The organism is Streptomyces sp. CG 926, from assembly GCF_003148825.1.
Taxonomy (GTDB): Bacteria; Actinomycetota; Actinomycetes; order Streptomycetales; family Streptomycetaceae; genus Streptomyces.
The window spans coordinates 137,504-159,257 of the sequence record NZ_QGGZ01000002.1 but is presented as its reverse complement, the minus strand read 5'-3'; the positions used below and the strand labels follow the sequence as shown (position 1 = coordinate 159,257).

The 21,754-nt window shown below is 71.6% G+C and carries 18 protein-coding genes; 11 read left to right on the top strand and 7 right to left on the bottom strand.

Features of this window, described 5'->3' with window-relative positions:
* Positions 1-76 precede the first annotated feature (76 nt).
* Both BCL76_RS05745 and BCL76_RS05740 read left to right on the top strand, forming a co-directional pair.
* Positions 77-1,576 carry a peptide MFS transporter gene (locus tag BCL76_RS05745; protein ID WP_109778467.1) on the top strand — a complete coding sequence of 500 codons (1,500 nt, stop codon included), beginning with the start codon at positions 77-79 and terminating at the stop codon, positions 1,574-1,576.
* A gap of 58 nt (positions 1,577-1,634) precedes the next feature.
* A complete protein-coding gene (locus BCL76_RS05740; protein ID WP_109778466.1) occupies positions 1,635-3,638 on the top strand; it encodes a CocE/NonD family hydrolase in 2,004 nt (667 codons plus the stop codon).
* A gap of 128 nt (positions 3,639-3,766) precedes the next feature.
* On the opposite strand, the gene BCL76_RS05735 is transcribed toward BCL76_RS05740, so the two are convergent.
* Positions 3,767-4,585: an HAD family hydrolase gene (locus BCL76_RS05735; RefSeq protein WP_109778465.1), complete on the bottom strand. Its 819-nt coding sequence runs from the start codon at positions 4,583-4,585 to the stop codon at positions 3,767-3,769.
* A 338-nt stretch (positions 4,586-4,923) separates the two neighbouring features.
* Here BCL76_RS05735 and fahA point away from each other — a divergent pair, with 338 nt between their 5' ends.
* From fahA to BCL76_RS05690, 9 genes are all read left to right on the top strand, one after another.
* Positions 4,924-6,147 carry a fumarylacetoacetase gene (gene fahA, locus BCL76_RS05730; RefSeq protein ID WP_109778464.1) on the top strand — a complete coding sequence of 408 codons (1,224 nt, stop codon included), beginning with the start codon at positions 4,924-4,926 and terminating at the stop codon, positions 6,145-6,147.
* 139 nt (positions 6,148-6,286) lie between these two features.
* Positions 6,287-7,057 (top strand): GntR family transcriptional regulator, encoded by a 771-nt coding sequence (locus tag BCL76_RS05725; RefSeq protein ID WP_109778463.1) that lies wholly within the window; start codon positions 6,287-6,289, stop codon positions 7,055-7,057.
* Between the two features lie 76 nt (positions 7,058-7,133).
* Complete coding sequence (locus BCL76_RS05720; protein ID WP_109778462.1) at positions 7,134-7,361, top strand: 4Fe-4S dicluster domain-containing protein; 228 nt, start codon at positions 7,134-7,136, stop codon at positions 7,359-7,361.
* Positions 7,362-7,375: 14 nt separating this feature from the next.
* A complete protein-coding gene (locus tag BCL76_RS05715) occupies positions 7,376-8,740 on the top strand; it encodes an ABC transporter substrate-binding protein (RefSeq protein WP_109778461.1) in 1,365 nt (454 codons plus the stop codon).
* The gene (locus tag BCL76_RS05710; protein ID WP_109778460.1) at positions 8,737-9,675 is read left to right on the top strand and encodes an ABC transporter permease; all 939 of its coding nucleotides are present in this window, start codon (positions 8,737-8,739) and stop codon (positions 9,673-9,675) included. Before BCL76_RS05715 ends, BCL76_RS05710 begins: the two co-directional genes overlap by 4 nt.
* Positions 9,672-10,553, top strand: a complete 882-nt coding sequence (locus BCL76_RS05705) for an ABC transporter ATP-binding protein (protein ID WP_181382449.1) — start codon at positions 9,672-9,674, stop codon at positions 10,551-10,553. The genes BCL76_RS05710 and BCL76_RS05705 overlap by 4 nt, the downstream gene beginning before the upstream one ends.
* Before the next feature lie 26 nt (positions 10,554-10,579).
* Complete coding sequence (locus BCL76_RS05700) at positions 10,580-13,339, top strand: fumarate reductase/succinate dehydrogenase flavoprotein subunit (RefSeq protein ID WP_109778872.1); 2,760 nt, start codon at positions 10,580-10,582, stop codon at positions 13,337-13,339.
* 131 nt (positions 13,340-13,470) lie between these two features.
* Positions 13,471-14,082 (top strand): hypothetical protein, encoded by a 612-nt coding sequence (locus tag BCL76_RS05695; protein ID WP_109778458.1) that lies wholly within the window; start codon positions 13,471-13,473, stop codon positions 14,080-14,082.
* Positions 14,083-14,207: 125 nt separating this feature from the next.
* Positions 14,208-14,822, top strand: coding sequence for a Uma2 family endonuclease (locus tag BCL76_RS05690; protein ID WP_109778457.1), 615 nt, complete (start codon positions 14,208-14,210; stop codon positions 14,820-14,822).
* A 66-nt stretch (positions 14,823-14,888) separates the two neighbouring features.
* Here the strand turns inward: BCL76_RS05690 and nuoN are convergent, their stop codons facing one another.
* The 6 genes from nuoN to nuoI are packed head-to-tail and all read right to left on the bottom strand — an operon-like array spanning position 14,889 to position 21,753.
* A complete protein-coding gene (gene nuoN, locus BCL76_RS05685) occupies positions 14,889-16,544 on the bottom strand; it encodes an NADH-quinone oxidoreductase subunit NuoN (protein ID WP_109778456.1) in 1,656 nt (551 codons plus the stop codon).
* Positions 16,541-18,133 (bottom strand): NADH-quinone oxidoreductase subunit M, encoded by a 1,593-nt coding sequence (locus tag BCL76_RS05680; RefSeq protein ID WP_109778455.1) that lies wholly within the window; start codon positions 18,131-18,133, stop codon positions 16,541-16,543. Before BCL76_RS05680 ends, nuoN begins: the two co-directional genes overlap by 4 nt.
* A 1-nt stretch (position 18,134) precedes the next feature.
* Complete coding sequence (gene nuoL / locus BCL76_RS05675; RefSeq protein ID WP_109778454.1) at positions 18,135-20,030, bottom strand: NADH-quinone oxidoreductase subunit L; 1,896 nt, start codon at positions 20,028-20,030, stop codon at positions 18,135-18,137.
* A gap of 9 nt (positions 20,031-20,039) precedes the next feature.
* Positions 20,040-20,339, bottom strand: a complete 300-nt coding sequence (gene nuoK, locus BCL76_RS05670; protein WP_030653455.1) for an NADH-quinone oxidoreductase subunit NuoK — start codon at positions 20,337-20,339, stop codon at positions 20,040-20,042.
* Positions 20,336-21,148, bottom strand: coding sequence for an NADH-quinone oxidoreductase subunit J (locus BCL76_RS05665; protein ID WP_109778871.1), 813 nt, complete (start codon positions 21,146-21,148; stop codon positions 20,336-20,338). Before BCL76_RS05665 ends, nuoK begins: the two co-directional genes overlap by 4 nt.
* Positions 21,149-21,156: 8 nt before the next feature.
* Complete coding sequence (gene nuoI / locus BCL76_RS05660; protein WP_109778453.1) at positions 21,157-21,753, bottom strand: NADH-quinone oxidoreductase subunit NuoI; 597 nt, start codon at positions 21,751-21,753, stop codon at positions 21,157-21,159.
* Position 21,754 lies beyond the last annotated feature (1 nt).

Genomic DNA, 21,754 nt, shown 5'->3' with positions numbered 1-21,754 from the left:
CGCCTGATACACACCGGTATGTTCGGTAAGACCCGAAACAACCGGAGAACGCGTTTTGCCCAGAACTGCGACCGATATGGACGAACCGGCGGATCCGGAGGCCGACCGGCCGCCGCCCCAGGACGACCATGCCTTCCTCGGCCACCCCCGGGGCCTCGCCACGCTCTCCGGACTGGAGGTCTGGGAGCGTTTCTCGTTCCTGGGCATGCAGGCCATCCTCGTCCTCTACTTCGCGGACACGGTGGCCGACGGCGGCCTGGGGATGGACCCGGGCACCGCCGCCTCCGTCTCGGCGGCCTACGGGACCATGGTCTACCTCGTCTCCGTCGCCGGCGGATGGCTCGCCGACCGCATCCTCGGTTCGTACCGGGCCGTGCTCTGGGGCGGCATCCTGATCGCCTGCGGCCACTACGCCATGGCCGTGCCGACGGCCACCATGACCTGGGTGGGCCTCGGCCTGATCAGCGCGGGCACCGGACTGCTCAAGCCGAACGTGGCCACCATGGTCGGCAAGCTCTACCGGACGGACGACGACCGGCGCGACGCGGGTTTCGCCCTCTACTACATGGCCATCAACATCGGCGCCTTCGCCGGACCGCTGGTCACCGGCTGGCTCGGCGAGCACGAGGGCTGGCACTGGGGCTTCTCCGCCGCCGCCGCCGTCGGGATGACGGCGGGCCTGATCCAGTACGTCCTGGGCCGCCGCCATCTGGCCGGACGCAAGCACTCCGCCGAGTACGCCCTCGCCCCCGACGCGCTGCGCCGCGCCGTGTGGTGGATCGTCGGCGGCGCGCTCGCCTTCGCCGCGCTCGCCACCGCCCTGGCCCTCGTCGGGTGGCTGACCATGGGCCGTTTCGTCGACCTGCTCACCCTCGTCTCGGTGATCGCCCCGATCGCCTACTTCGTGGTGATGTTCCGCAGCCCACGGGTGACGCGCGAGGAACGCGGACGGCTGCGCCCGTACGTGGTCCTCTTCCTGGCCTCGGTCGCCTTCAACTTCATCCTCTTCCAGGCCTACTCGACGATGATGCTGCTGGCCTCCACCAACGCCGAGAGCACGATCCTCGGCTTCGACTTCCCGTCGAGCTGGTACGCCTCCGCGCTCGGCGCGTTCGAGGTGGCGCTGGCCCCGGTCGTCGCCGCGCTGTGGGCCCGGATGGGCCACCGCCAGCCGCACGCCTCCAACAAGATCGCCATCGGAGTGATCCTGGGCGGCCTGTCCTTCCTGCTGATGGTGATCCCGACCTCGGGGCACGACGGGGACGCGTACAAGATGGCCGCCTGGTGGATCGTCGGCTCGTACCTGCTGCTCGGCCTCGGCGACGTCCTGCTGGAGACCTCGGGCATGTCGGCCACCAGCAAGCTCGCCCCGCGGGCCTTCGGCAGCCAGACGATGGCGCTCTGGTTCCTCTCCCTCGCGCTGGCCAACGGCATCCAGGCGCAGGTGGTCAAGCTCTACGGCCAGGTGTCCAACCCCGTGTACTTCGGCCTCAACGGCGCCGTCGCGGTGGCGGCCGGCGTGGTCGTGATGGCGATGGCGCCGTGGCTGCGGCGCACGATGCACCCCGTCCACTGATGCGGCCGGGGGTGCGGGTCCGAGGGATACGTCCGAGGCGATTGGCGGCTGAGACCAGATGATCATCCGTACCGACTTCCCGTACGGGACCACCCACGAGGATGTCCGGATCCCGCTGCCCGACGGCGTCGAGCTGTACGCGCGGATCTGGCGTCCGGTGACGGACGAGCCGGTGCCGGCCCTGCTGGAGTACCTCCCCTACCGGCTCACCGACTGGACCGCCCCGCGCGACGCGCAGCGCCACCCCTGGTACGCGGGCCACGGCTACGCCTCCGTACGGGTGGACGTGCGCGGGCACGGCTGCAGCGGCGGCCGGCCGGGCGACGAGTACGACGCCCGCGAGCTGGCGGACGGGGTCGCGGTGGTGGAGTGGCTGGCGGCGCAGCCGTGGTGCACGGGGTCCGTGGGGATGTTCGGCATCTCGTGGGGCGGATTCAATTCCCTGCAGATCGCGGCGCTGGCCCCCGAGCCGCTGAAGGCGATCGTCACCGTCTGCTCGACGGACGACCGGTACGACAACGACGTGCACTACATGGGCGGCTCGGTGCTCGCCGTGGACATGCACGCGTGGGCGGCGACCATGCTGGCCTTCGCCTCCCGGCCGCCGGACCCGGAGTTCGTCGGCGACGACTGGCGCGCGCGGTGGCTGGACCGGCTGGAGGCGGTGGAACCCCTCGTCCACACCTGGCTCTCCCACCAGACGCGCGATGCCTACTGGCGCCACGGGAGCGTCTGCGAGGACTACGCGGCGATCCGCGCGGCCGTACTCGCGGTCGGCGGCTGGCACGACCCGTACCGGGACACCGTGCTGCGGCTGGCCGAACACCTGCCGGCCGCCCGCGTACGGGGCCTGATCGGGCCCTGGTCGCACCAGTACCCGGACCGCGGCCTGCCGCCGGGACCGGCGATCGGCTTCCTCCAGGAGACGCTGCGCTGGTGGGACCACTGGCTGAAGGGGGCGGACAACGGGGTGATGGACGAGCCGCTGCTGCGCACCTGGATCAGCGACTCGCACCCGCCGGCGACGGTGTACGACGAGCTCCCGGGCCGCTGGGTGGGCGAGAAGTCCTGGCCCTCCGCGTCCGTCATCCCCGTCCCGTACGTGTTCCAGGGCGCGCCCGTGGACGTCGCCTCCCCGCAGCACACCGGGCTGGACGCGGGCCGGTTCTTCCCCTTCGGCAACGAGGCCGACCTGCCGCCGGACCAGCGGGAGGAGGACGCGAAGTCGGCCTGCTTCGAGTTCCCGGTGGGGCGCGAGGAGCCGGTGGAGATCCTGGGGCGGCCGTCGGTGACCCTGCGGCTGCGGCTCGACGTGCCGTACGGGCAGGTGGTCGCCCGGCTCTGCGACGTCGCCCCGGACGGTTCCTCGACGCTGGTCACGCGGGGCGCGCTGAACCTCTCCGCGCGCCGGGGCCGGGACCGGGCGCTGCCCTGGCCGGTGGGCTCGTACGAGGACGTCACCTTCGAGCTGAACGGCATCGGCCACGCCTTCGCGCCGGGGCACCGGATCCGCCTCGCCGTGTCCTCCGCGTACTGGCCGTGGATCTGGCCGCGGGCCGGTTCCGAGGCCGGCTGGACCCTGGATCCGGCGGGCAGCGCGCTGACCCTGCCGGTGCGGGCCGGCTCGGCGGCGGACGGCGGGATCGTCTTCGAGGCCCCGGAGCAGGCGGAGCCGCTGGGGGTGGTCTTCCCGGCGACGCTGGACGAACCGCGCCCGGAGCGGCTGGTCGTACGGGACGTGGCGCGCGGGACGTGGCGGCTGGAGGTGGACCCCCGGTACGGGGGCACGCGGGTGTTCCCGGACGGGCTGGAGTACTCCGAGGACGCGGAGGAGGTGTACGAGATCCAGGACGCGGACGCGCTGTCGGCACGCACGTCCTCGCGCTGGCGGATCCGGCTGCACCGGCCGGAACTGGGCTGGGACGCGCGGGTGGAGACGCGGTCGGAGATCGTCTGCGACGAGGGCGGCTTCCTGACGTCGAACGAGGTGGTGTGCCGGGAGGGGGACGAGGTGGTCTTCCACCGGACGTGGGAGCGGAGGCTGCCGCGGGCGGCGGGCTGAGCGGATCCGCCCTGGCGGGCGGCCCCGGGGCTCCGCCCCGGACCCCGCGCCTCAAACGCCGGCGGGGCTGAAGACCCAGCCTCGCCGGCGTTTGAGGCGCGGGGGTGGGCAGGGCCCGGGAAACGGCTCTAGCCGAACAACCGCTCCAGGACCACCGCGATGCCGTCCGCCTCGTTCGAGAGGGTGATCTCGTCGGCCACCGCCACCAGCTCGTCGTGGGAGTTGGCCATCGCCACCCCGTGGGCGGCCCACGCGAACATCGGGATGTCGTTCGGCATGTCCCCGAAGGCGATCGTCGCGGACGGGGAGGCGCCGAGGATGTCCGCCGCCCGCGCGAGCCCGCTGGCCTTGTCGATGCCCGGCGGTTGGAGTTCCACCGTGTGCTCGCCCGCCATCGTGACGTTCACCAGGTGGCCGACGACCGACCGCGCCACCCGGGTCAGTTCGTCGTCGTCCAGTTCCGGGTGCTGGAGCAGCACTTTGTTGATCGGCGCCGACCACAGGTCGCAGCGCCGGGGGACGCGGACCGTCGGCAGGTGGGGGTGCCACATCCGGTAGCCCGGCCCTATCAGCATCTCCGCGTCCACGCCCTCCTGGTTGACGGCCGCGTAGACCTCGCCGATCTCCGCCTCGATCTTGCCGAGGGCCACCTCGGCCAGCTCCCGGTCCATGGAGACGGAGTGCAGCAGGCGCCCGCGCGCCGCGTCGTACACCTGCGCGCCCTGCCCGCACACCGCGAGCCCGGTGTAGCCGAGCCGGTCCAGGACGTGTCGGACCTGGGGGACAGGGCGTCCGGTGACGATGATGTGCTGGGCACCGGCCGCGCGCGCCGTCGCGAGCGCCTCGTACGAGCGGGCGGAGACGGTGTCCCCGGCTTGCAGCAGAGTCCCGTCCAGATCTGTGGCGATCAAGGCGTAGGGAAGGGCCGGAGGCGGGGCGGAAGTCACGGCGCCTAGGATACGGACCCCTTTGGACAAGTCCTACAAATTGAGCCCGAATCCGGCCTCCCGCACGCCCCATCCGTCACTTTGCGCGCTCCAGTGTCGAGCGGGACAGGGGAAGGGCAGGGAAGTGCACAACCCCGACGGTAAGGCCCTCGATCGACAGCACGCACCAAAAGATCAGATATGACCGGAACTGTGGATACCTGACCATGGCCGTCGTCCTGGGGTGTGTTTCATATCCGACCGGGTACTCGCGCTTTCCTGCGGGATCCTGAGTAGCGTGTCCCGCACCGTGTCTACCGGGACACCCCCGGACCGCGTCGAAAGCGAGGCAGTACCCCATGCCCCAGCAGAGCCCCCTCGATGTCCCCGAGGGCGACCCGTTCGGGCCGCACAACCTCCCCTACGGCGTCTTCTCGACCGCCGCGGAAGGCCGCCGCCGGATCGGTGTGCGCATCGGCGGACACGCGCTCGACGCGGGGGCGGCCGCGGCCGCGCTCGGCTCCCCGTACGCCGGGCTGCTCGGGCAGGCCTCCCTCAACCCGCTGCTGGCCGCCGGCCGCACCGCCTGGCGCGATGTCCGCCGCGCGCTGACCGCCTGGGTGACCGACCCCGGCCACCGCCCCACCGTCGAGCCGCACCTGCTGCCGCTCGACGAGGTCACCCTGCACCTGCCGTACGAGGTCGCCGACTACGTCGACTTCTACGCGAGCGAGCACCACGCCACCAACGTCGGCAAGATGTTCCGCCCGAACGGCGACGCGCTGACCCCCAACTGGAAGCACCTCCCGATCGGCTACCACGGCCGCTCCGGCACCCTCGTGGTCTCCGGCACCGATGTGGTGCGCCCCTCCGGTCAGCGCAAGGCGCCCGGCGACCCGGCACCCGTCTTCGGTCCCTCGGTGAAGCTCGACATCGAGGCCGAGGTCGGCTTCGTCGTCGGCGCCCCCTCCGAGCTGGGCACGCCGGTGCCGCTGGGCGCGTTCGAGGACCACGTCTTCGGGCTGTTCCTGCTCAACGACTGGTCGGCGCGGGACATCCAGGCCTGGGAGTACGTGCCGCTCGGCCCGTTCCTCGGCAAGTCCTTCGCCACCTCCGTCTCCGCCTGGGTCACCCCGCTGGAGGCCCTGGACGCCGCCCGGGTCGCACCGCCCGCCCGCGACTTCCCGCTCCTGCCCTACCTGGACGACGCCGCCCTCGACCGCCCCGGCGGCTTCGACCTGCGCATCACCGTCTCGATCAACGGGCAGGAGGTGGCGCAGCCGCCCTTCGCCACCATGTACTGGACGGCCGCCCAGCAGCTCGCCCACATGACCGTCAACGGCGCCTCCCTGCGCACCGGTGACGTCTTCGGCTCCGGCACCGTCAGCGGTCCCGAGGTCGGCCAGCGCGGCTCGCTGCTGGAGCTCACCTGGAACGGCCGCGACGCCATCGAGCTCACCGACGGCAAGCGCACCTTCCTGGAGGACGGGGACACCGTCACCCTGACCGCCTGGGCCCCCGGCCCGGACGGCACGCGGGTCGGCCTCGGCGAGGTCGTCGGCCGCATCGTGGGATCGCGCTAGTCCACCCCTCGGTCGGCGGGGTGGCGGATCTTTCCACCACCCCGCCGAAACCGCAGGTCACAGCCCTGCGTAAGCGCCGCCGAGTGGCGCAACACTGCGGCAACACCACCGGCGCCGGGCCGCCGGTACGTTCCCTGCCATGCCAGCCGAACGAACCGCCACGCACACCGTCCCGGTCGCCGCCGCGCGCCGCCGGCGACTGCGCGCGGACCAGGCGCGGCAGCTCGCCGACCTGCTGCGCCACCAGGTCCTGGCGGGCGGCCACCCCGGCGGGATCCTCCCCCTGGAAGGCGAACTCGCCGCCTCCTACGGCGCCGGCCGCAACACCGTCCGCCAGGCCCTCGACCTGCTGCGCGGCGAGCGGCTCGTGGAGCGCCGCCCGGGCCTGGGCACCGTCGTGGTCTGCGAGAAGTACCCGCACGGCCTGGACCGCCTGCAAGGCCTGGCCGAGACCCTGAACGAGCACGGCCGGGTGACCAACGAGGTCCGCACGGTCGGCCCCGTCCGCGCCCCCGCCCCGGTCGCCGGGCGACTCGGCCTGCCCGAGCACGCGGACGTGCTCTACATCGAACGGCTTCGGCACCTGAACGGGCTGCCGCTCTCCCTCGACCTCACCTACATCCCGATGGACATCGGCGCCGGACTGCTGGGCTGCGACCTGGAGAACACCGACGTCTTCCGGCTCCTTGAGCAGCTGACCGGGCAGCCGCTCGGCCACGCCGAGATCACCCTCGAGGCCGTCAACGCCGACGCGCACTCCGCCGCCGTCCTCCAGGCCCCGCGCGGGGCGGCCGTCCTGATGCTGGAGCGCCTCACCCACCTGGGCGACGGCCGCCCCGTGGACCTGGAGTTCATTCGCTTCCGCGGCGACCGGATCACCATGAGCGGCCTGCTGCGTCGCCGCCTCTGACCGCCTCCCGCCGACCTCTGGCCTCCGACCTTCCGACCTTCCGACCTTCTGCGTACCCACCTTCCTGGAGACAGCCATGCCTGTGGTCCCCCAGCGCGGCGACGTGCCCGTGACCATCGACGAGTCCCTGTGCATCGACGGCTGCACGCTCTGCGTCGACATGTGTCCGCTCGACTCGCTCGCGATCCGCGAGGACGACGGCAAGGCCTACATGCACGTCGACGAGTGCTGGTACTGCGGCCCGTGCGCCGCCCGCTGTCCCACCGGCGCGGTCACCGTCAACATGCCCTACCTGCTCCGGTGAAAGGCACCTCCCCCATGCGCACGACGCGTCCGAAGGCGCTGGCGCCCGCCGCGCTCGCCCTGCTCCTCGCCGCCGTGGCCACGGCCTGCTCGGGCTCGGCGGGGGCCGCCGACTCCAGGACGGTCACGGTGACCGTCGGCTACCAGTCCAAGACCATCAACACCGTCACCGCCGGCACCCTGCTGCGCTCCCTCGGCTACTTCGAGGAGGAGCTCGCCGCGCGCGGCCGGAAGGACGGCGTCACCTACAAGGTGGACTGGCAGGACTACGCCACCGGCGCCCCCATCACCGCGCAGATGACCGCCGGCAAGATCGACATCGGCTCGATGGGCGACTTCCCGCTCCTCATCAACGCGGTGCGCGGCAAGGAGCTGAAGCAGCCCACCCGCCTGGTCTCCGTGACCGGCTACAACCTGCGCGGCGGGCTCAACACCATGGTCACCGCACCGGATTCGAAGCTGGAGTCGCTGGCCGACCTGCGCGGCAAAAAGGTCTCGACGAGCGTCGGATCGGCGGCCGACGGAACCCTGGTACGGGCCCTGCGGCGCGCCGGGATCGATCCGTCCAGCGGGATCGAGAAGCTCAACCAGCAACCCAGCGTGGGCGCTTCGGCCCTCCAGGCGGGCAGTGTCGACGCACTCTCGCAGTTCGTGGCCTGGCCGGGGCAGCTGGCGTACGAGGGCCGCGCCAAGGCCCTTTACGACGGCGCCGAGTTGAACGTGCCGACCTTCCACGGGGTCACCGTGCGGGAGAAGTTCGCCACGGAGCGGGCCGGCGTCCTGGACGACTTCCTGCGGGCCCAGCGCCGGGCCACCGACCACCTGCGTACGGAGCCGGTCGCGGCCGCCGAGTCGGTGGCGAAGGAGACCGGACTGCCGGCGGAGGTGGTGTACCTCTACAACGGGGCGAACGGCATCGCGACCTTCGACCCGGCCCTGCGCCCGGAGCTGATCGAGGCGCTGAAGCAGGACGTTCCGGTGCTGAAGGACGCCAAGCTGGTCGGTGACGTGGACGTGGACGCCTTCGTGGACCCGGCGCCGCTGGCGCGGGTGACGGCGGCCGGAACGGGGACGGAGCCCTACCCCCGGGCGGTGGCCGCCCGCCCCGAGCTGTGGCTGAAGGGGCAGGCCCGCACGACGTCCTTCGATTCGCCGCGCGAGCTGCTGAAGGCGGCTCGCGGCGCGGACGTCCGGGCGGCGTACGTGCCGGACGCGGTGACCGGCACGCTCTGGTTCGCGGACAAGGCGGTGTGGGTCGCCGAGGGGCCGGAGCTGCGGGCCTTCGTCACGCCCGCAGGCGCGCAGGCGTACGTGGCCGCGCACCAGGGATCAGGGGCGCGGATCGTGAGCTTCGCCGAGGCCGGAGCCCTGGCGTCATGACGGGCGGCCGCTGGTTGCTGCGGGCGGCCTCGCTCGGCGCGGCCCTGCTCGTATGGCAGGGGTTGACCTCGCTGGACGTGAACCTGTGGCTGCGCTTCGAGCAGTTCCCGACGGTCGGCGAGGTGGCCGAGGCGTTCGCCGAGCGGGCCGGGACCGGACCCTTCTGGCAGGACCTGGCCTCCAGCTTGCGCCGGATCGTGACGGGCTTCGCGCTCGCCGCGGTCCTGGGCGTGGCGGTGGGTACGGCGATCGCCCGGTCCCGGATCGCGGCCGACGTGCTGGGCCCGCTGCTGGAGGTGCTGCGTCCGGTCCCGGCGATCGCGCTGGTCCCGGTGGCGATCCTGCTGTTCCCCTCCAACGAGCAGGGGATCGTGTTCATCACCTGCACGGCCGCCTTCTTCCCGGTGCTGGTCTCGACGCGGCACGCGGTGGGGGCGCTGACCCCGGTGTGGGAGGAGGCGGTCCTGACCATGGGCGGCGGGCGGGCCCGGATCCTCTTCTCGGTGGTGCTGCCGGGGGCCCTGCCGGGCATCTTCGGGGGCCTGTCGGTCGGGATCGGGGTGGCCTGGATCTGTGTGATCTCGGCCGAGATGATCTCCGGCGAGTACGGGGTCGGCTACCGGACCTGGCAGGACTACACGGTGATCGACTACCCCGGCGTCCTCGTCGGCATGGTCACCATCGGCGCGTTGGGCTGGCTGACCTCCACCGCGGTGGAGCGGGCGGGCCGGCGCCTGACGCGATGGCTCCCGGCACGCGAGACCTCCGGCTCGGCGGCGTCCGCCGCCACCCGCACCCGTACGGGGCGGGCCCCCGGCCGATCACCCCGGGCCCCGCTGCCGGCCACGGCCACAGCCACGGCCCGTGGCGGCGCGAACGGCCCGCATCGCGGAGCGGGGACCTTCCCCGAGCAGACCCGAGAGGTGACCTCATGAGCCTGACCCAGGCGGATGCCCGGACCGGTCCCGGCGCCGCGACGCACCCCGCGCCGCACGGGGCACGGCTCGCGCTGCGCGGCGTACGGCTGGGGCACAGCGGGAACGCGGTGCTCGACGGGGTCGACCTGACGGTCGAACCCGGGGAGGTGCTCGCCGTCGTGGGCCCGTCCGGCTGCGGCAAGTCCACGCTCCTGCGCACCCTCGCGGGGCTGCTGCCGCCGCTCGACGGCGTGGTGGAACAGGACGGCGCCCCGGTCCGCGGCCCGGACGCCGACCGGGCCCTGGTCTTCCAGGACGACGCCCTGCTCCCCTGGCGCACCGTGCGGGCCAATGTCGAACTCCCGCTCGCCGTCGCGCGCTCGTGGGGCCCGCCCGAGGAGCAGGGCGCGGGACGGCCGTCCGACGGCTCCGGACCGGACGGGCAGGACGCGGTGCCCGGCCGGGGCCGCCGCTCCGCCGTGTTCGGCCTGTCCCGTGCCGCCCGGCGGGCCCGCCGGCGGATCGCCGATCAGTGGCTGGAGCGGGTCGGCCTGGAGGAGCACGCGCACAAGTTCCCGCACCAGCTCTCGGGCGGGCAACGCCAGCGCGTGCAGCTGGCCCGCGCCCTCGCCGCGCGCCCGCGCGCCGTCCTGATGGACGAACCCTTCGGGGCACTCGACGCCCAGACCCGCGCCGAGATGCAGGACCTCCTCGTGGACGTCCTCAAGGGCACCGGCGCGAGCGTCGTCTTCGTCACCCACGACGTGGACGAGGCGCTGTTCCTCGGCGACCGCGTCGCACTGCTCGCCGCCGCGCGGGTGGTCCCCGTACCGCGACCGCGCGACCGCGTGGCCTCGAACGCCGGGCTCCGGCAGCAGATCATCAACTCACTCTGAAGGGCCGCACCATGGACATCCCGGCGATGGACATCCCCGCCATCGGCGACGCCGAGGAACTCTCCTGCGACGTCCTGGTCATCGGCGGCGGCACCGCCGGCACGATGGCGGCGCTGACCGCCGCGGAACGGGGAGCGCGGGTCCTGCTCCTGGAGAAGGCGCACGTGCGCCACTCCGGGGCGCTCGCCATGGGCATGGACGGGGTCAACAACGCCGTCGTCCCGGGTCGCGCGGAGCCCGACGACTACGTCGCCGAGATCACCCGCGCCAACGACGGCATCGTCGACCAGTCCACGGTCCGCCAGACCGCCACCCGCGGGTTCGCGATGGTGCAGCGCCTGGAGTCGTACGGGGTGAAGTTCGAGAAGGACGAGCACGGCGAGTACGCGGTGCGTCAGGTCCACCGTTCGGGCTCCTACGTCCTGCCCATGCCCGAGGGCAAGGACGTCAAGAAGGTCCTCTACCGGCAGCTGCGGCGCCGCGAGATGCGCGAGCGGATCCGGATCGAGAACCGGGTGATGCCGGTGCGGGTCCTCACCTCGCCCGAGGACGGCCGGGCGATCGGCGCGGCCGCCTTCAACACCCGCACCGGGGCCTTCGTGACCGTGCGCGCCGGGGCGGTGATCCTGGCGACCGGCCCGTGCGGACGGCTCGGACTGCCGGCCTCCGGATACCTGTACGGCACGTACGAGAACCCGACCAACGCGGGCGACGGCTACGCGATGGCCTACCACGCGGGCGCCGCGCTGACCGGGATCGAGTGCTTCCAGATCAACCCGTTGATCAAGGACTACAACGGGCCGGCGTGCGCGTACGTCGCGAACCCCTTCGGCGGCTACCAGGTCAACCGGCACGGCGACCGCTTCGTCGACTCCGACTACTGGTCGGGACAGATGATGGCGGAGTTCGCGGCCGAACTCGCCTCGGACCGGGGCCCGGTGTACCTCAAGCTCAGCCACCTCCCGGAGGAGTCGGTGGCCTCCCTGGAGGCCGTCCTGCACACCACCGAACGGCCGACGCGCGGCACCTTCCACGCGGGCCGCGGTCACGACTACCGCACGCACGACATCGAGATGCACATCTCGGAGATCGGGCTGTGCGGCGGCCACTCGGCGTCCGGGGTCCGGGTGGACGACCACGCCCGCACCACGGTGCCGCGGCTGTACGCGGCCGGGGACCTGGCCTCCGTACCGCACAACTACATGATCGGCGCGTTCGTCTTCGGCGATCTGGCGGGCGGGGACGCGGCCCGGTACACGGCCTACGAGGGCGCGCTGCCGGCCGATCAGCTGGCGGCGGCCCACGAGCTGATCTACCGGCCGCTGCGCCACCCGGAGGGGCCGCCGCAGCCGCAGGTGGAGTACAAGCTGCGGCGGTTCGTGAACGACTACGTGGCCCCGCCCAAGACGGGCGCGAAGCTCTCGCTCGCCGTGGCCGCCTTCGACCGGATGACCGGCGAGATCGCGGAGATGGGCGCGCGGACCGCGCACGAGCTGATGCGGTGCGCGGAGGTGTCCTTCATCCGGGACTGCGCGGAGATGGCGGCCCGCTCCTCGCTGGCCCGTACCGAGTCCCGCTGGGGGCTCTACCACGAGCGGCTCGACCACCCGGAGCGCGACGACACGGGCTGGCTGCACCATCTGGACCTGCGCAAGTCGGCTTCGGGGGCGATGGAGTTCACCGCCCGGCCGGTGGAGCCGTACCTGGTGCCCGTCGACGGGTTCGCCCCGGCCGGCGGCCCCTCACGGCACCTCGGCGAGGTCGACCTGGTCCCGGTGGCCACGGCGGGAGCACGCGAGGCGGCCCCGGCGGCCCGTGCGCAGGCCGCGCCGGATCCGCAGGCCGCGTCGGTGTCGCAGGCCGCGCCGGTCCCACAGGGTCGGCAGGCCGCGCCGGTGCCCGGCGGCGTCCCGGGCGCCTCGCCCCGGATCCTCGAACTGCTCTCGCTGGCCGAGGCGTCGCCCGACCTGGCCGCGCTCACGCCGTATCTGACCGACCCCGATCCGGCGGTGCGGGCCGCGGCCGTGGCCGCGCTCGGCGAGACCGTACCGGCCGACGCCGGCCCCGCGCTGGCCGAACGGCTCGCGGACGCGGATCCCGCCGTACGGGCGGCCGCCGCGGCCGCGCTGCGCGAGCTCGTGGAGGTCCTGCCGGGCGGGCCGGAGCTGGGGGCGGGCCTGCGCGCCGCCCTTGCCGTGCCCGACGCGGCGGTGCGCTCGGCCGCGCTCGAAGTACTGCGGGCGCTACGGCTCGGCGACGTGGAGCTGTACGCCGCCGCGCTGGCCGACGCCGACCCGGAGGTCCGCATCCACGCGGTGCGGGCGCTGGTCTCGGTGGACGCCGCCGGGGAGCTGGCCGCGGCCGCCGCCGACCCGGCCCGCGAGGTCCGGGTGGCGGTGGCCAAGGGCCTGGCCTCGGTGCACACCCCGGCGCCTGCCCCGTTGGACCCGCTGCTGGCCGACGCCGATCCGCTGGTGCGGGGGGCGGCGTTGGCGGCCCTGGCCCGGACCGGCTGCCCGGACGGGTACGCCCGTACCGCGGTGGCGGCTCTGGCCGACGCCGCCTGGCAGGTCCGGGCGGGCGCGGCGACCGGGCTGTCGGCGGCCGGCGCGGAGGCGGCCGTACCGGCCCTGGCCAAGACCCTGGCCGATGCCAACGCCGATGTCCGCAAGGCCGCGGTGCTCGCGCTGCTGGCCCACCGGGACACCGCACAGGCCCGGGCGGCCCTCGCCACGGCGGTCTCGGACCCGGACGCGGACGTCCGCGCGTACGCCGCCCGCGGCTGAGCCCCGGCCCCGGCCCCGGCCCCCGTTCGGAGGCGCGCCACGTGCGGCCGGCGGGCGGGGCCGGGATGGTGGACGGACGAATGGGAAGCGGGAACCCGTACCCCGTACCCCCACTGCGAGGAGCCGCCGCCATGCTTGTCCGTCGTCTGCACACCGTCCTGGCCTGCGCGGCCGCCGTATCGCTCGGTCTGGTCGCCGTGGCCCCGGCCCAGGCGGTCGAGGGGCCCGCGCCCGACCCGCGCGACGCGAAGGCCATGCGGGACATGGCGACGGCGATGGCGGCGACCGCCAAGTACGCGGACGAGCGGCAGGCCATCAAGGACGGGTACGTCCCGAAGGGCCAGGAGTGCATGACCAACCCGTTCGGGGTGGGCGCGATGAACTACCACTACGTCAAGCAGGCCAACTGGGGTTCGAAGGACCCCGCGAGGCCCACCGCGCTCCTCTACAGCCGGGACAAGGACAAGAACGGCCGCCGCAGGCTGGAGACGGTGGAGTGGATGTCCACCGACCGGGACCAGGACCTGAAGACCTCCGACGACCGGCCGAGCATGTTCGGGCTGCCCTTCGACGGGCCGATGCCGGGCCACTGGGCGGGCATGCCCAAGCACTACGACCTGCACATGTGGGCGTACAAGAAGAACCCGGCGGGCCGCTTCCACAACTGGAACACGGCCCTGACCTGCCCGATCAAGCCCCCCACCCCGGGCAACCCGGCCGCGGCCCACGGGCACGGTCACTAGGCCGTCACCCGCCATGCGGTCAAGTGCTGTACGCATATGACTCACCCATAAGGACGGCCTCTCCGGGAATTTCGGGCGATACGCTGGTCGGACTCGCGAGACTCCGTGGCATGGGAGCACTACCGATGAGCGTCGATCCCGAGACCCCTGAGCAGGAGCCCGCCCCGCGCTGGCCCGTCCCGCCCGCGGGCGGGTGGACGGCCGACGATCTTGACCGGCTTCCCAACCTGCCTCCGCACACGGAGCTGATCGACGGGAGCCTGATCTTCGTGAGTCCGCAGACCCGTTTCCACATGCGAGCCCTGCGATTCTTCGAATGGCAACTCGAATCACTGGTTCCGGACGGACTCGAAGTGATGAGAGAGTTCACCATCGACATCGACCGACTGAACCGGCCCGAGCCGGACGTCCTCGTCGTCGACGAGGAACTGGCCCGGGGTCCCGGGCAACAGGCGCGGATCCCGGTCGCGTCCGTCCGGCTGGCCATCGAGGTCGTCTCTCCTGATTCGATCGGCCGGGACCGCGAGACCAAGCCGGCGAAATACGCCCGCGCGGGAATCCCCCACTACTGGCGGGTCGAGAACAAGAACGACCGGGCAGTGGTCTACGTCTTCGAACTCGAACCGGCCACGCGCGCCTACGTCGCCACGGGCATCTTCCACGACCGGCTGACGGTCACGGTCCCCTTCCCCGTCGATCTGGACCTCACCACCATCACACCGAAAGGGCTACCGGAGTAGCCCCACGCACGGCGAAGGGCCCGGCTCCCCCGTGGGAGCCGGGCCCTTCGCCGTGTGGCGGACCGGTCAGCGGACGAAGGTGCTCGCCTGCCCCGCCAGGTCCAGGAAGTACTGCGGGGCGAGGCCCAGGACCAGGGTGACCGCGACGCCCACCGCGATGGTGGTCATCGTCAGCGGCGAGGGAACCGCCACCGTCGGGCCGTCGGCCTTCGGCTCGCTGAAGAACATCAGGACGATCACCCGGATGTAGAAGAACGCGGCGATCGCGGACGACAGGACACCGATCACGACCAGGACCCCGGCGCCGCTCTCCGCCGCCGCCTTGAACACCGCGAACTTGCCGGTGAAGCCGGAGGTGAGCGGGATACCCGCGAAGGCGAGCAGGAACACCGCGAAGACGGCCGCCGTCAGCGGTGAACGCCGGCCGAGACCTGCCCACTTGGACAGGTGCGTGGCCTCGCCGCCGGCGTCCCGCACCAGCGTGACCACCGCGAAGGCGCCGATCGTCACGAAGGAGTAGGCGGCCAGGTAGAAGAGGACGGACTGGACTCCCTGCGCCGAGGTCGCGATCACACCGGCCAGGATGAAGCCGGCGTGCGCGATCGAGGAGTAGGCCAGCAGCCGCTTGACGTCCGTCTGGGTCACGGCGATCACCGCACCCGCCAGCATGGTGACGATGGCGACCGCCCACATCACCGGCCGCCAGTCCCAGCGCAGCCCCGGCAGGACCACGTACAGGAGGCGCAGGAGGGCGCCGAAGGCGGCCACCTTGGTCGCCGCCGCCATGAAACCGGTGATCGGGGTCGGGGCGCCCTGGTAGACGTCCGGGGTCCACATGTGGAAGGGGACCGCGCCGACCTTGAAGAGCAGTCCCATCAGGATCAACGCGCCGCCGATCAGCAGCAGCGCGTCGTTGCCCATGGTGGAGGCCAGCGCCGGATCGATCTTCGCGACCGTGCCGTCGACCACGTCGGCGATCACGGCGTACGAGACCGAGCCCGCGTACCCGTAGAGCAGGGCGATGCCGAAGAGGAGGAAGGCGGAGGAGAAGGCACCCAGGAGGAAGTACTTCACCGCGGCCTCCTGCGACATCAGCCGCTGGCGGCGGGCGAGGGCGCAGAGCAGGTACAGCGGGAGGGAGAACACCTCGAGGGCGATGAACAGCGTCAGCAGGTCGTTCGCCGCCGGGAAGATCAGCATGCCGGCGATCGCGAACAGGGCCAGCGGGAAGACCTCGGTGGTGGTGAAGCCCGCCTTGACGGCGGCCTTCTCACTGTCGCTGCCCGGTACGGACGCCGCCTGGGCGGCGAAGGAGTCCACCCGGTTGCCGTGCGCCGCCGGGTCCAGCCGCCGTTCGGCGAAGGTGAAGACCGCGACGATCGAGGCCAGCAGGATGGTGCCCTGCAGGAAGAGCGCCGGGCCGTCCACGGCGATGGCGCCCATCGCGGCGATGTGCGCCTTGCCCGAGCCGTACCCGCCGGCCGCGAGGCCGACGACCGCGGCGAAGGCCGAGGCCAGGGCGGCGACGGCGAGGAAGACCTGGACGTAGTAGCGGGCCTTGCGGGGCACGAAGGCCTCGACGAGGATCCCGAGCACCGCCGCGCCCACCACGATCAGCGTGGGTGCGAGCTGTGCGTACTCGATGGTCGGTGCCGGGATCCGATCGGCCGGTACCTCGGCCGCCAGTGTCCACAGGCTGTGGGCGGAAGTCAGCGTGCTCACTTCGCCACCTCCCCGTTCTTGGCTTCGACGTCGACCTCGGGCTGCGGGTCCGTCTGCTTCACGTCCGACATGGTGTGCTCCACCGCCGGGTTGACGATGTCGGTGAGCACCTTGGGGTAGACGCCCAGCCCGATCAGCAGGGCGATCAGCGGGGCGACCACCAGTACCTCCCGCAGGCGCAGGTCCGGCATGGTGCGGACCTCCTCCTTCACGGGGCCGGTCATGGTGCGCTGGTAGAGCACCAGCGTGTAGAGGGCGGCCAGCACGATGCCGGTGGTGGCGATGATGCCGACGACCGGGTACCGGGCGAACGTGCCGACCAGGACCAGGAATTCGCTGACGAAGGGCGCGAGGCCCGGCAGCGAGAGGGTGGCGAGGCCGCCGATCAGGAAGGTGCCGGCGAGGACCGGGGCCACCTTCTGGACGCCGCCGTAGTCGGCGATGAGTCGCGAGCCGCGCCGCGAGATCAGGAAGCCGGCCACCAGCATCAACGCCGCCGTCGACAGGCCGTGGTTGACCATGTAGAGGGTGGCGCCGGACTGGCCCTGGGAGGTCATCGCGAAGATGCCCAGGATGATGAAGCCGAAGTGCGAGATCGAGGCGTAGGCGACCAGCCGCTTGATGTCCCGCTGGCCGACCGCGACCAGCGCGCCGTAGACGATGCTGATCAGGGCCAGGACGAGGATCACCGGCGTGGCCCACTTGCTGGCGTCGGGGAAGAGCCCGAGGCAGAAGCGGAGCATCGCGAAGGTGCCGACCTTGTCGACGACCGCGGTGATCAGTACGGCGACCGGGGCGGTGGACTCACCCATCGCGTTCGGCAGCCAGGTGTGCAGCGGCCAGAGCGGCGCCTTCACCGCGAAGGCGAAGAAGAAGCCCAGGAAGAGCAGCCGCTCGGTGTTGGTGGACATGTCGAGCGTGCCCGCGGCCCGGGCGGCGGTGATCTCCTGGAGGGAGAAGTTCCCGGCGACCACGTAGAGGCCGATGACGGCCGCGAGCATGATCAGGCCGCCGACCAGGTTGTAGAGGAGGAACTTGACCGCCGCGTACGAACGCTGCGTGGCCGCATTCTCCTCGGAGCCGCCGTGGGCCCGGTCCCCGAAGCCGCCGATGAGGAAGTACATCGGGATGAGCATGGCTTCGAAGAAGATGTAGAAGAGGAAGACGTCGGTGGCCTCGAAGGAGATGATCACCATCGCCTCGACCAGCAGGATCAGGGCGAAGAAGCCCTGGGTCGGCCGCCACCGGGAGCTCTTGGTCTCGAGGGGGTCGGCGTCGTGCCAGCCGGCCGCGATCACGAAGGGGATCAGGAGCGCGGTGAGCCCGATGAGCACCACCCCGATCCCGTCCACGCCCAGCTCGTAGCGGACGCCGAAGTCGGCGATCCAGGGCCGGGATTCGGTGAGCTGGTAGCGGTCACCGGTCGGGTCGAACCGGATCGCGACGAGCACGGCCAGGGCCAGTGTCGCCAGCGAGAAGAGCAGCGCGAGCCACTTGGCGGCGGTCCTGCGGGCGGCCGGGACGGCCGCCGTCAGGATCGCGCCGACCGCGGGGACCGCGGCCGTCACCGTCAGAAGCGGGAAACTCATTTCACACCGCCCTCATCAGCAGGGTCGCGGCGATCAGTACCACCGTGCCCCCGAACATCGAGACCGCGTAGCTGCGGGCGTAGCCGTTCTGCAGCTTGCGCAGGCGGCCCGAGAGTCCGCCGACCGAGGCGGCCGTCCCGTTGACCACCCCGTCGACCACGCTGTGGTCGAGGTACACGAGCGAGCGGGTCAGGTGCTCCCCGCCGCGCACCAGCACGACGTGGTTGAAGTCGTCCTGGTAGAGGTCCTTGCGGGCCGCCCGGGTGAGGAGCGAGCCGCGCGGGGCGACGACCGGGACGGGCCCCCGGCCGTACATGGCCCAGGCGATGCCGACTCCGACGAGGAGCATCACCATGGTGGCGGCGGTCACGGTCATGGCGCTGACCGGCGAGTCGCCGTGGGAGTAACCGGTGACGGGCTCCAGCCACTTCAGGAAGCGCTCGCCGATCTCGAAGAAGGCGCCGGCGAAGACCGAGCCGAAGGCCAGGATGACCATCGGGACGGTCATGGACTTCGGGGACTCGTGCGGGTGCGGCGGGTGACCTTCCGCATCGGGCTGCCAACGCTTCTCGCCGAAGAAGGTGAGGAGCATGACGCGGGTCATGTAGAAGGCGGTGATGCCGGCGCCCAGCAGGGTCACACCGCCCAGGATCCAGCCCTCGGTGCCGCCCTTCGCGAAGGCCGCTTCGATGATCATGTCCTTGGAGAAGAAGCCCGACAGGCCCGGGAAGCCGATGATGGCCAGGTACCCGAGGCCGAAGGTCACGAAGGTGACCGGCATGTACTTCCGCAGGCCCCCGTACTTGCGCATGTCGACCTCGTCGTTCATCCCGTGCATCACGGAACCGGCGCCGAGGAAGAGGCCCGCCTTGAAGAAGCCGTGCGTCACCAGGTGCATGATCGCGAAGACGTAGCCGATCGGGCCGAGGCCGGCGGCGAGGATCATGTAGCCGATCTGCGACATCGTCGAGCCCGCCAGGGCCTTCTTGATGTCGTCCTTCGCGCAACCGACGATCGCACCGAAGAGCAGCGTGACCGCGCCCACGACGGTGACCACCAACTGGGCGTCCGGCGCCCCGTTGAAGATGGCGGCCGAGCGGACGATCAGGTACACGCCCGCCGTCACCATGGTGGCCGCGTGGATCAGGGCCGAGACCGGGGTCGGGCCCTCCATCGCGTCCCCGAGCCAGGACTGCAGCGGGACCTGGGCCGACTTGCCGCAGGCGGCGAGCAGCAGCATCAGGCCGATGGCGGTGAGCTTGCCCTCCGAGGCCTCGCCCGCCGCGCCGAACACCGGCCCGAAGGTGAAGGTCCCGAAGGTGGTGAACATCAGCATGATCGCGATCGACAGGCCGATGTCGCCGACGCGGTTGACCAGGAAGGCCTTCTTCGCGGCGGTGGCCGCGCTGGGCTTGTGCTGCCAGAAGCCGATCAGGAGGTACGAGGCGAGGCCCACGCCCTCCCAGCCGAAGTACAGCAGCAGGTAGTTGTCGGCGATGACCAGGAGCAGCATCGCCGCGACGAACAGGTTGAGGTAGCCGAAGAAGCGGCGGCGGCGCTCGTCGTGCTCCATGTACCCGATCGAGTACACGTGGATGAGCGTGCCCACCCCGGAGATCAGCAGGACGAAGGTCATCGACAGCTGGTCCAGCTGGAAGGCCATGTCCGCCTGGAAGCCCTCGACGGGGATCCAGGTGTACAGCTTCTGGGTCAGGGTCCGGTCCTCGGCCGTGCGCCCCAGCATGTCGGCGAACAGGGCGACGCCGATCCCGAAGGAGACGGCCGCGAGCAGGGTGCCGATCCAGTGACCGACCTTGTCGAGGCGTCGGCCGCCGCAGAGCAGCACCACCGCTCCGAGCAGGGGCGCTGCCACCAGCAGCGCAATCAGGTTCTCCACAGCGACCCCTTACAGCTTCATCAGGCTGGCGTCGTCGACCGAGGCCGAGTGGCGGGTACGGAACAGCGACACGATGATCGCCAGGCCGACCACGACCTCCGCGGCGGCGACGACCATCGTGAAGAACGCGATGATCTGGCCGTCGAGGTTGCCGTGCATCCGGGAGAACGCGACGAAGGCGAGGTTGCAGGCGTTGAGCATCAGCTCGACGCACATGAACAGCACGATCGCGTTCTTGCGGATCAGGACCCCGGTGGCACCGATGGTGAACAGCAGGGCCGCCAGGTACAGGTAGTTGACCGGATTCACTTCGAGGCCTCCTCACGGCCGAGGCGCTCCGCGGAGGCCTGCTCCAGTGCCTTGAGGTCGTCGAGCGCCTGGCCGGAGACGTCCCGGATCTGACCCCGGGCACGCAGCGTGCGGTTGACGGTGAGCTCGGACGGGGTGCCGTCCGGCAGCAGACCGGGGACGTCCACCGCGTTGTGCCGGGCGTAGACGCCGGGCGCGGGCAGCGGCGGGAGCTGGACGCCCTCGCGGACCCGCTTCTCGGCGAGCTCGCGCTGGGTGGCGGCCCGTTCGGTGCGCTCGCGGTGGGTGAGCACCATCGCGCCGACGGCCGCGGTGATCAGCAGCGCGCCGGTGATCTCGAAGGCGAAGACGTACTTGGTGAAGATCAGCTGCGCCAGGCCCTCGATGTGCCCGCCGGAGTTGACCCGGCCGAGCCCGTTGAAGTGGGTGAGCCCGGCGTTGGCGATGCCGCCGATCAGCAGGATGCCGAAGCCCAGCGCGCACAGGGCGGCCATCCAGCGCTGTCCCTTGATGGTCTCCTTCAGAGAGTCGGCGGCGGTGACGCCGACGAGCATGACCACGAAGAGGAAGAGCATCATGATGGCGCCGGTGTAGACGATGACCTGGACGACGCCCAGGAAGTACGCCCCGTTGGCGAGGTAGAAGACAGCCAGGATGATCATCGTCCCGGCGAGGCTGAGGGCGCTGTGCACCGCCTTCTTCATCAGGATCGTGGCCAGTGCGCCGATGACGGCGATCGTGCCCAGGATCCAGAACTGGATCGCCTCGCCCGTGGAGGTCATGGTCGCGGAGGCGGCGAGGGCGCTCATGCCGGCGCTCATACGTCGACCTCCTCGGACTGCCCGTTCTCCGGGGCGACCTCACCCTTGGAGACGGCGACCTGCCGGACGGTGCCCGGGGCGGCCCCGGTCACCAGTCCGCGGTAGTAGTCGGTGTCGTCCGTGCCGGGGAAGATCGAGTGCGGGGCCTCGACCATGCCCTCGGTCAGACCGGAGAGCAGCTGCTCCTTGGTGTAGATGAGCGATTCGCGGCTGGAGTCGGCCAGTTCGAACTCGTTCGTCATGGTCAGCGCCCTCGTCGGGCACGCCTCGACGCACAGCCCGCACAGGATGCAGCGGGCGTAGTTGATCTGGTAGACGCGGCCGTACCGCTCACCCGGGGAGTAGCGCTCCTCCTCGGTGTTGTCCGCGCCCTCCACATAGATGGCGTCGGCGGGACAGGCCCAGGCACACAGCTCGCACCCGATGCACTTCTCCAGACCGTCGGGGTGCCGGTTGAGCTGATGCCGTCCGTGGAAGCGCGGTGCGGTCGTCTTCTGCTGTTCCGGGTACTGCTCGGTGAGGCGCTTCTTGAACATGGCCTTGAAGGTCACGCCGAAGCCCGCCACCGGGTTCTGCCACTTCTCGTCGGACATC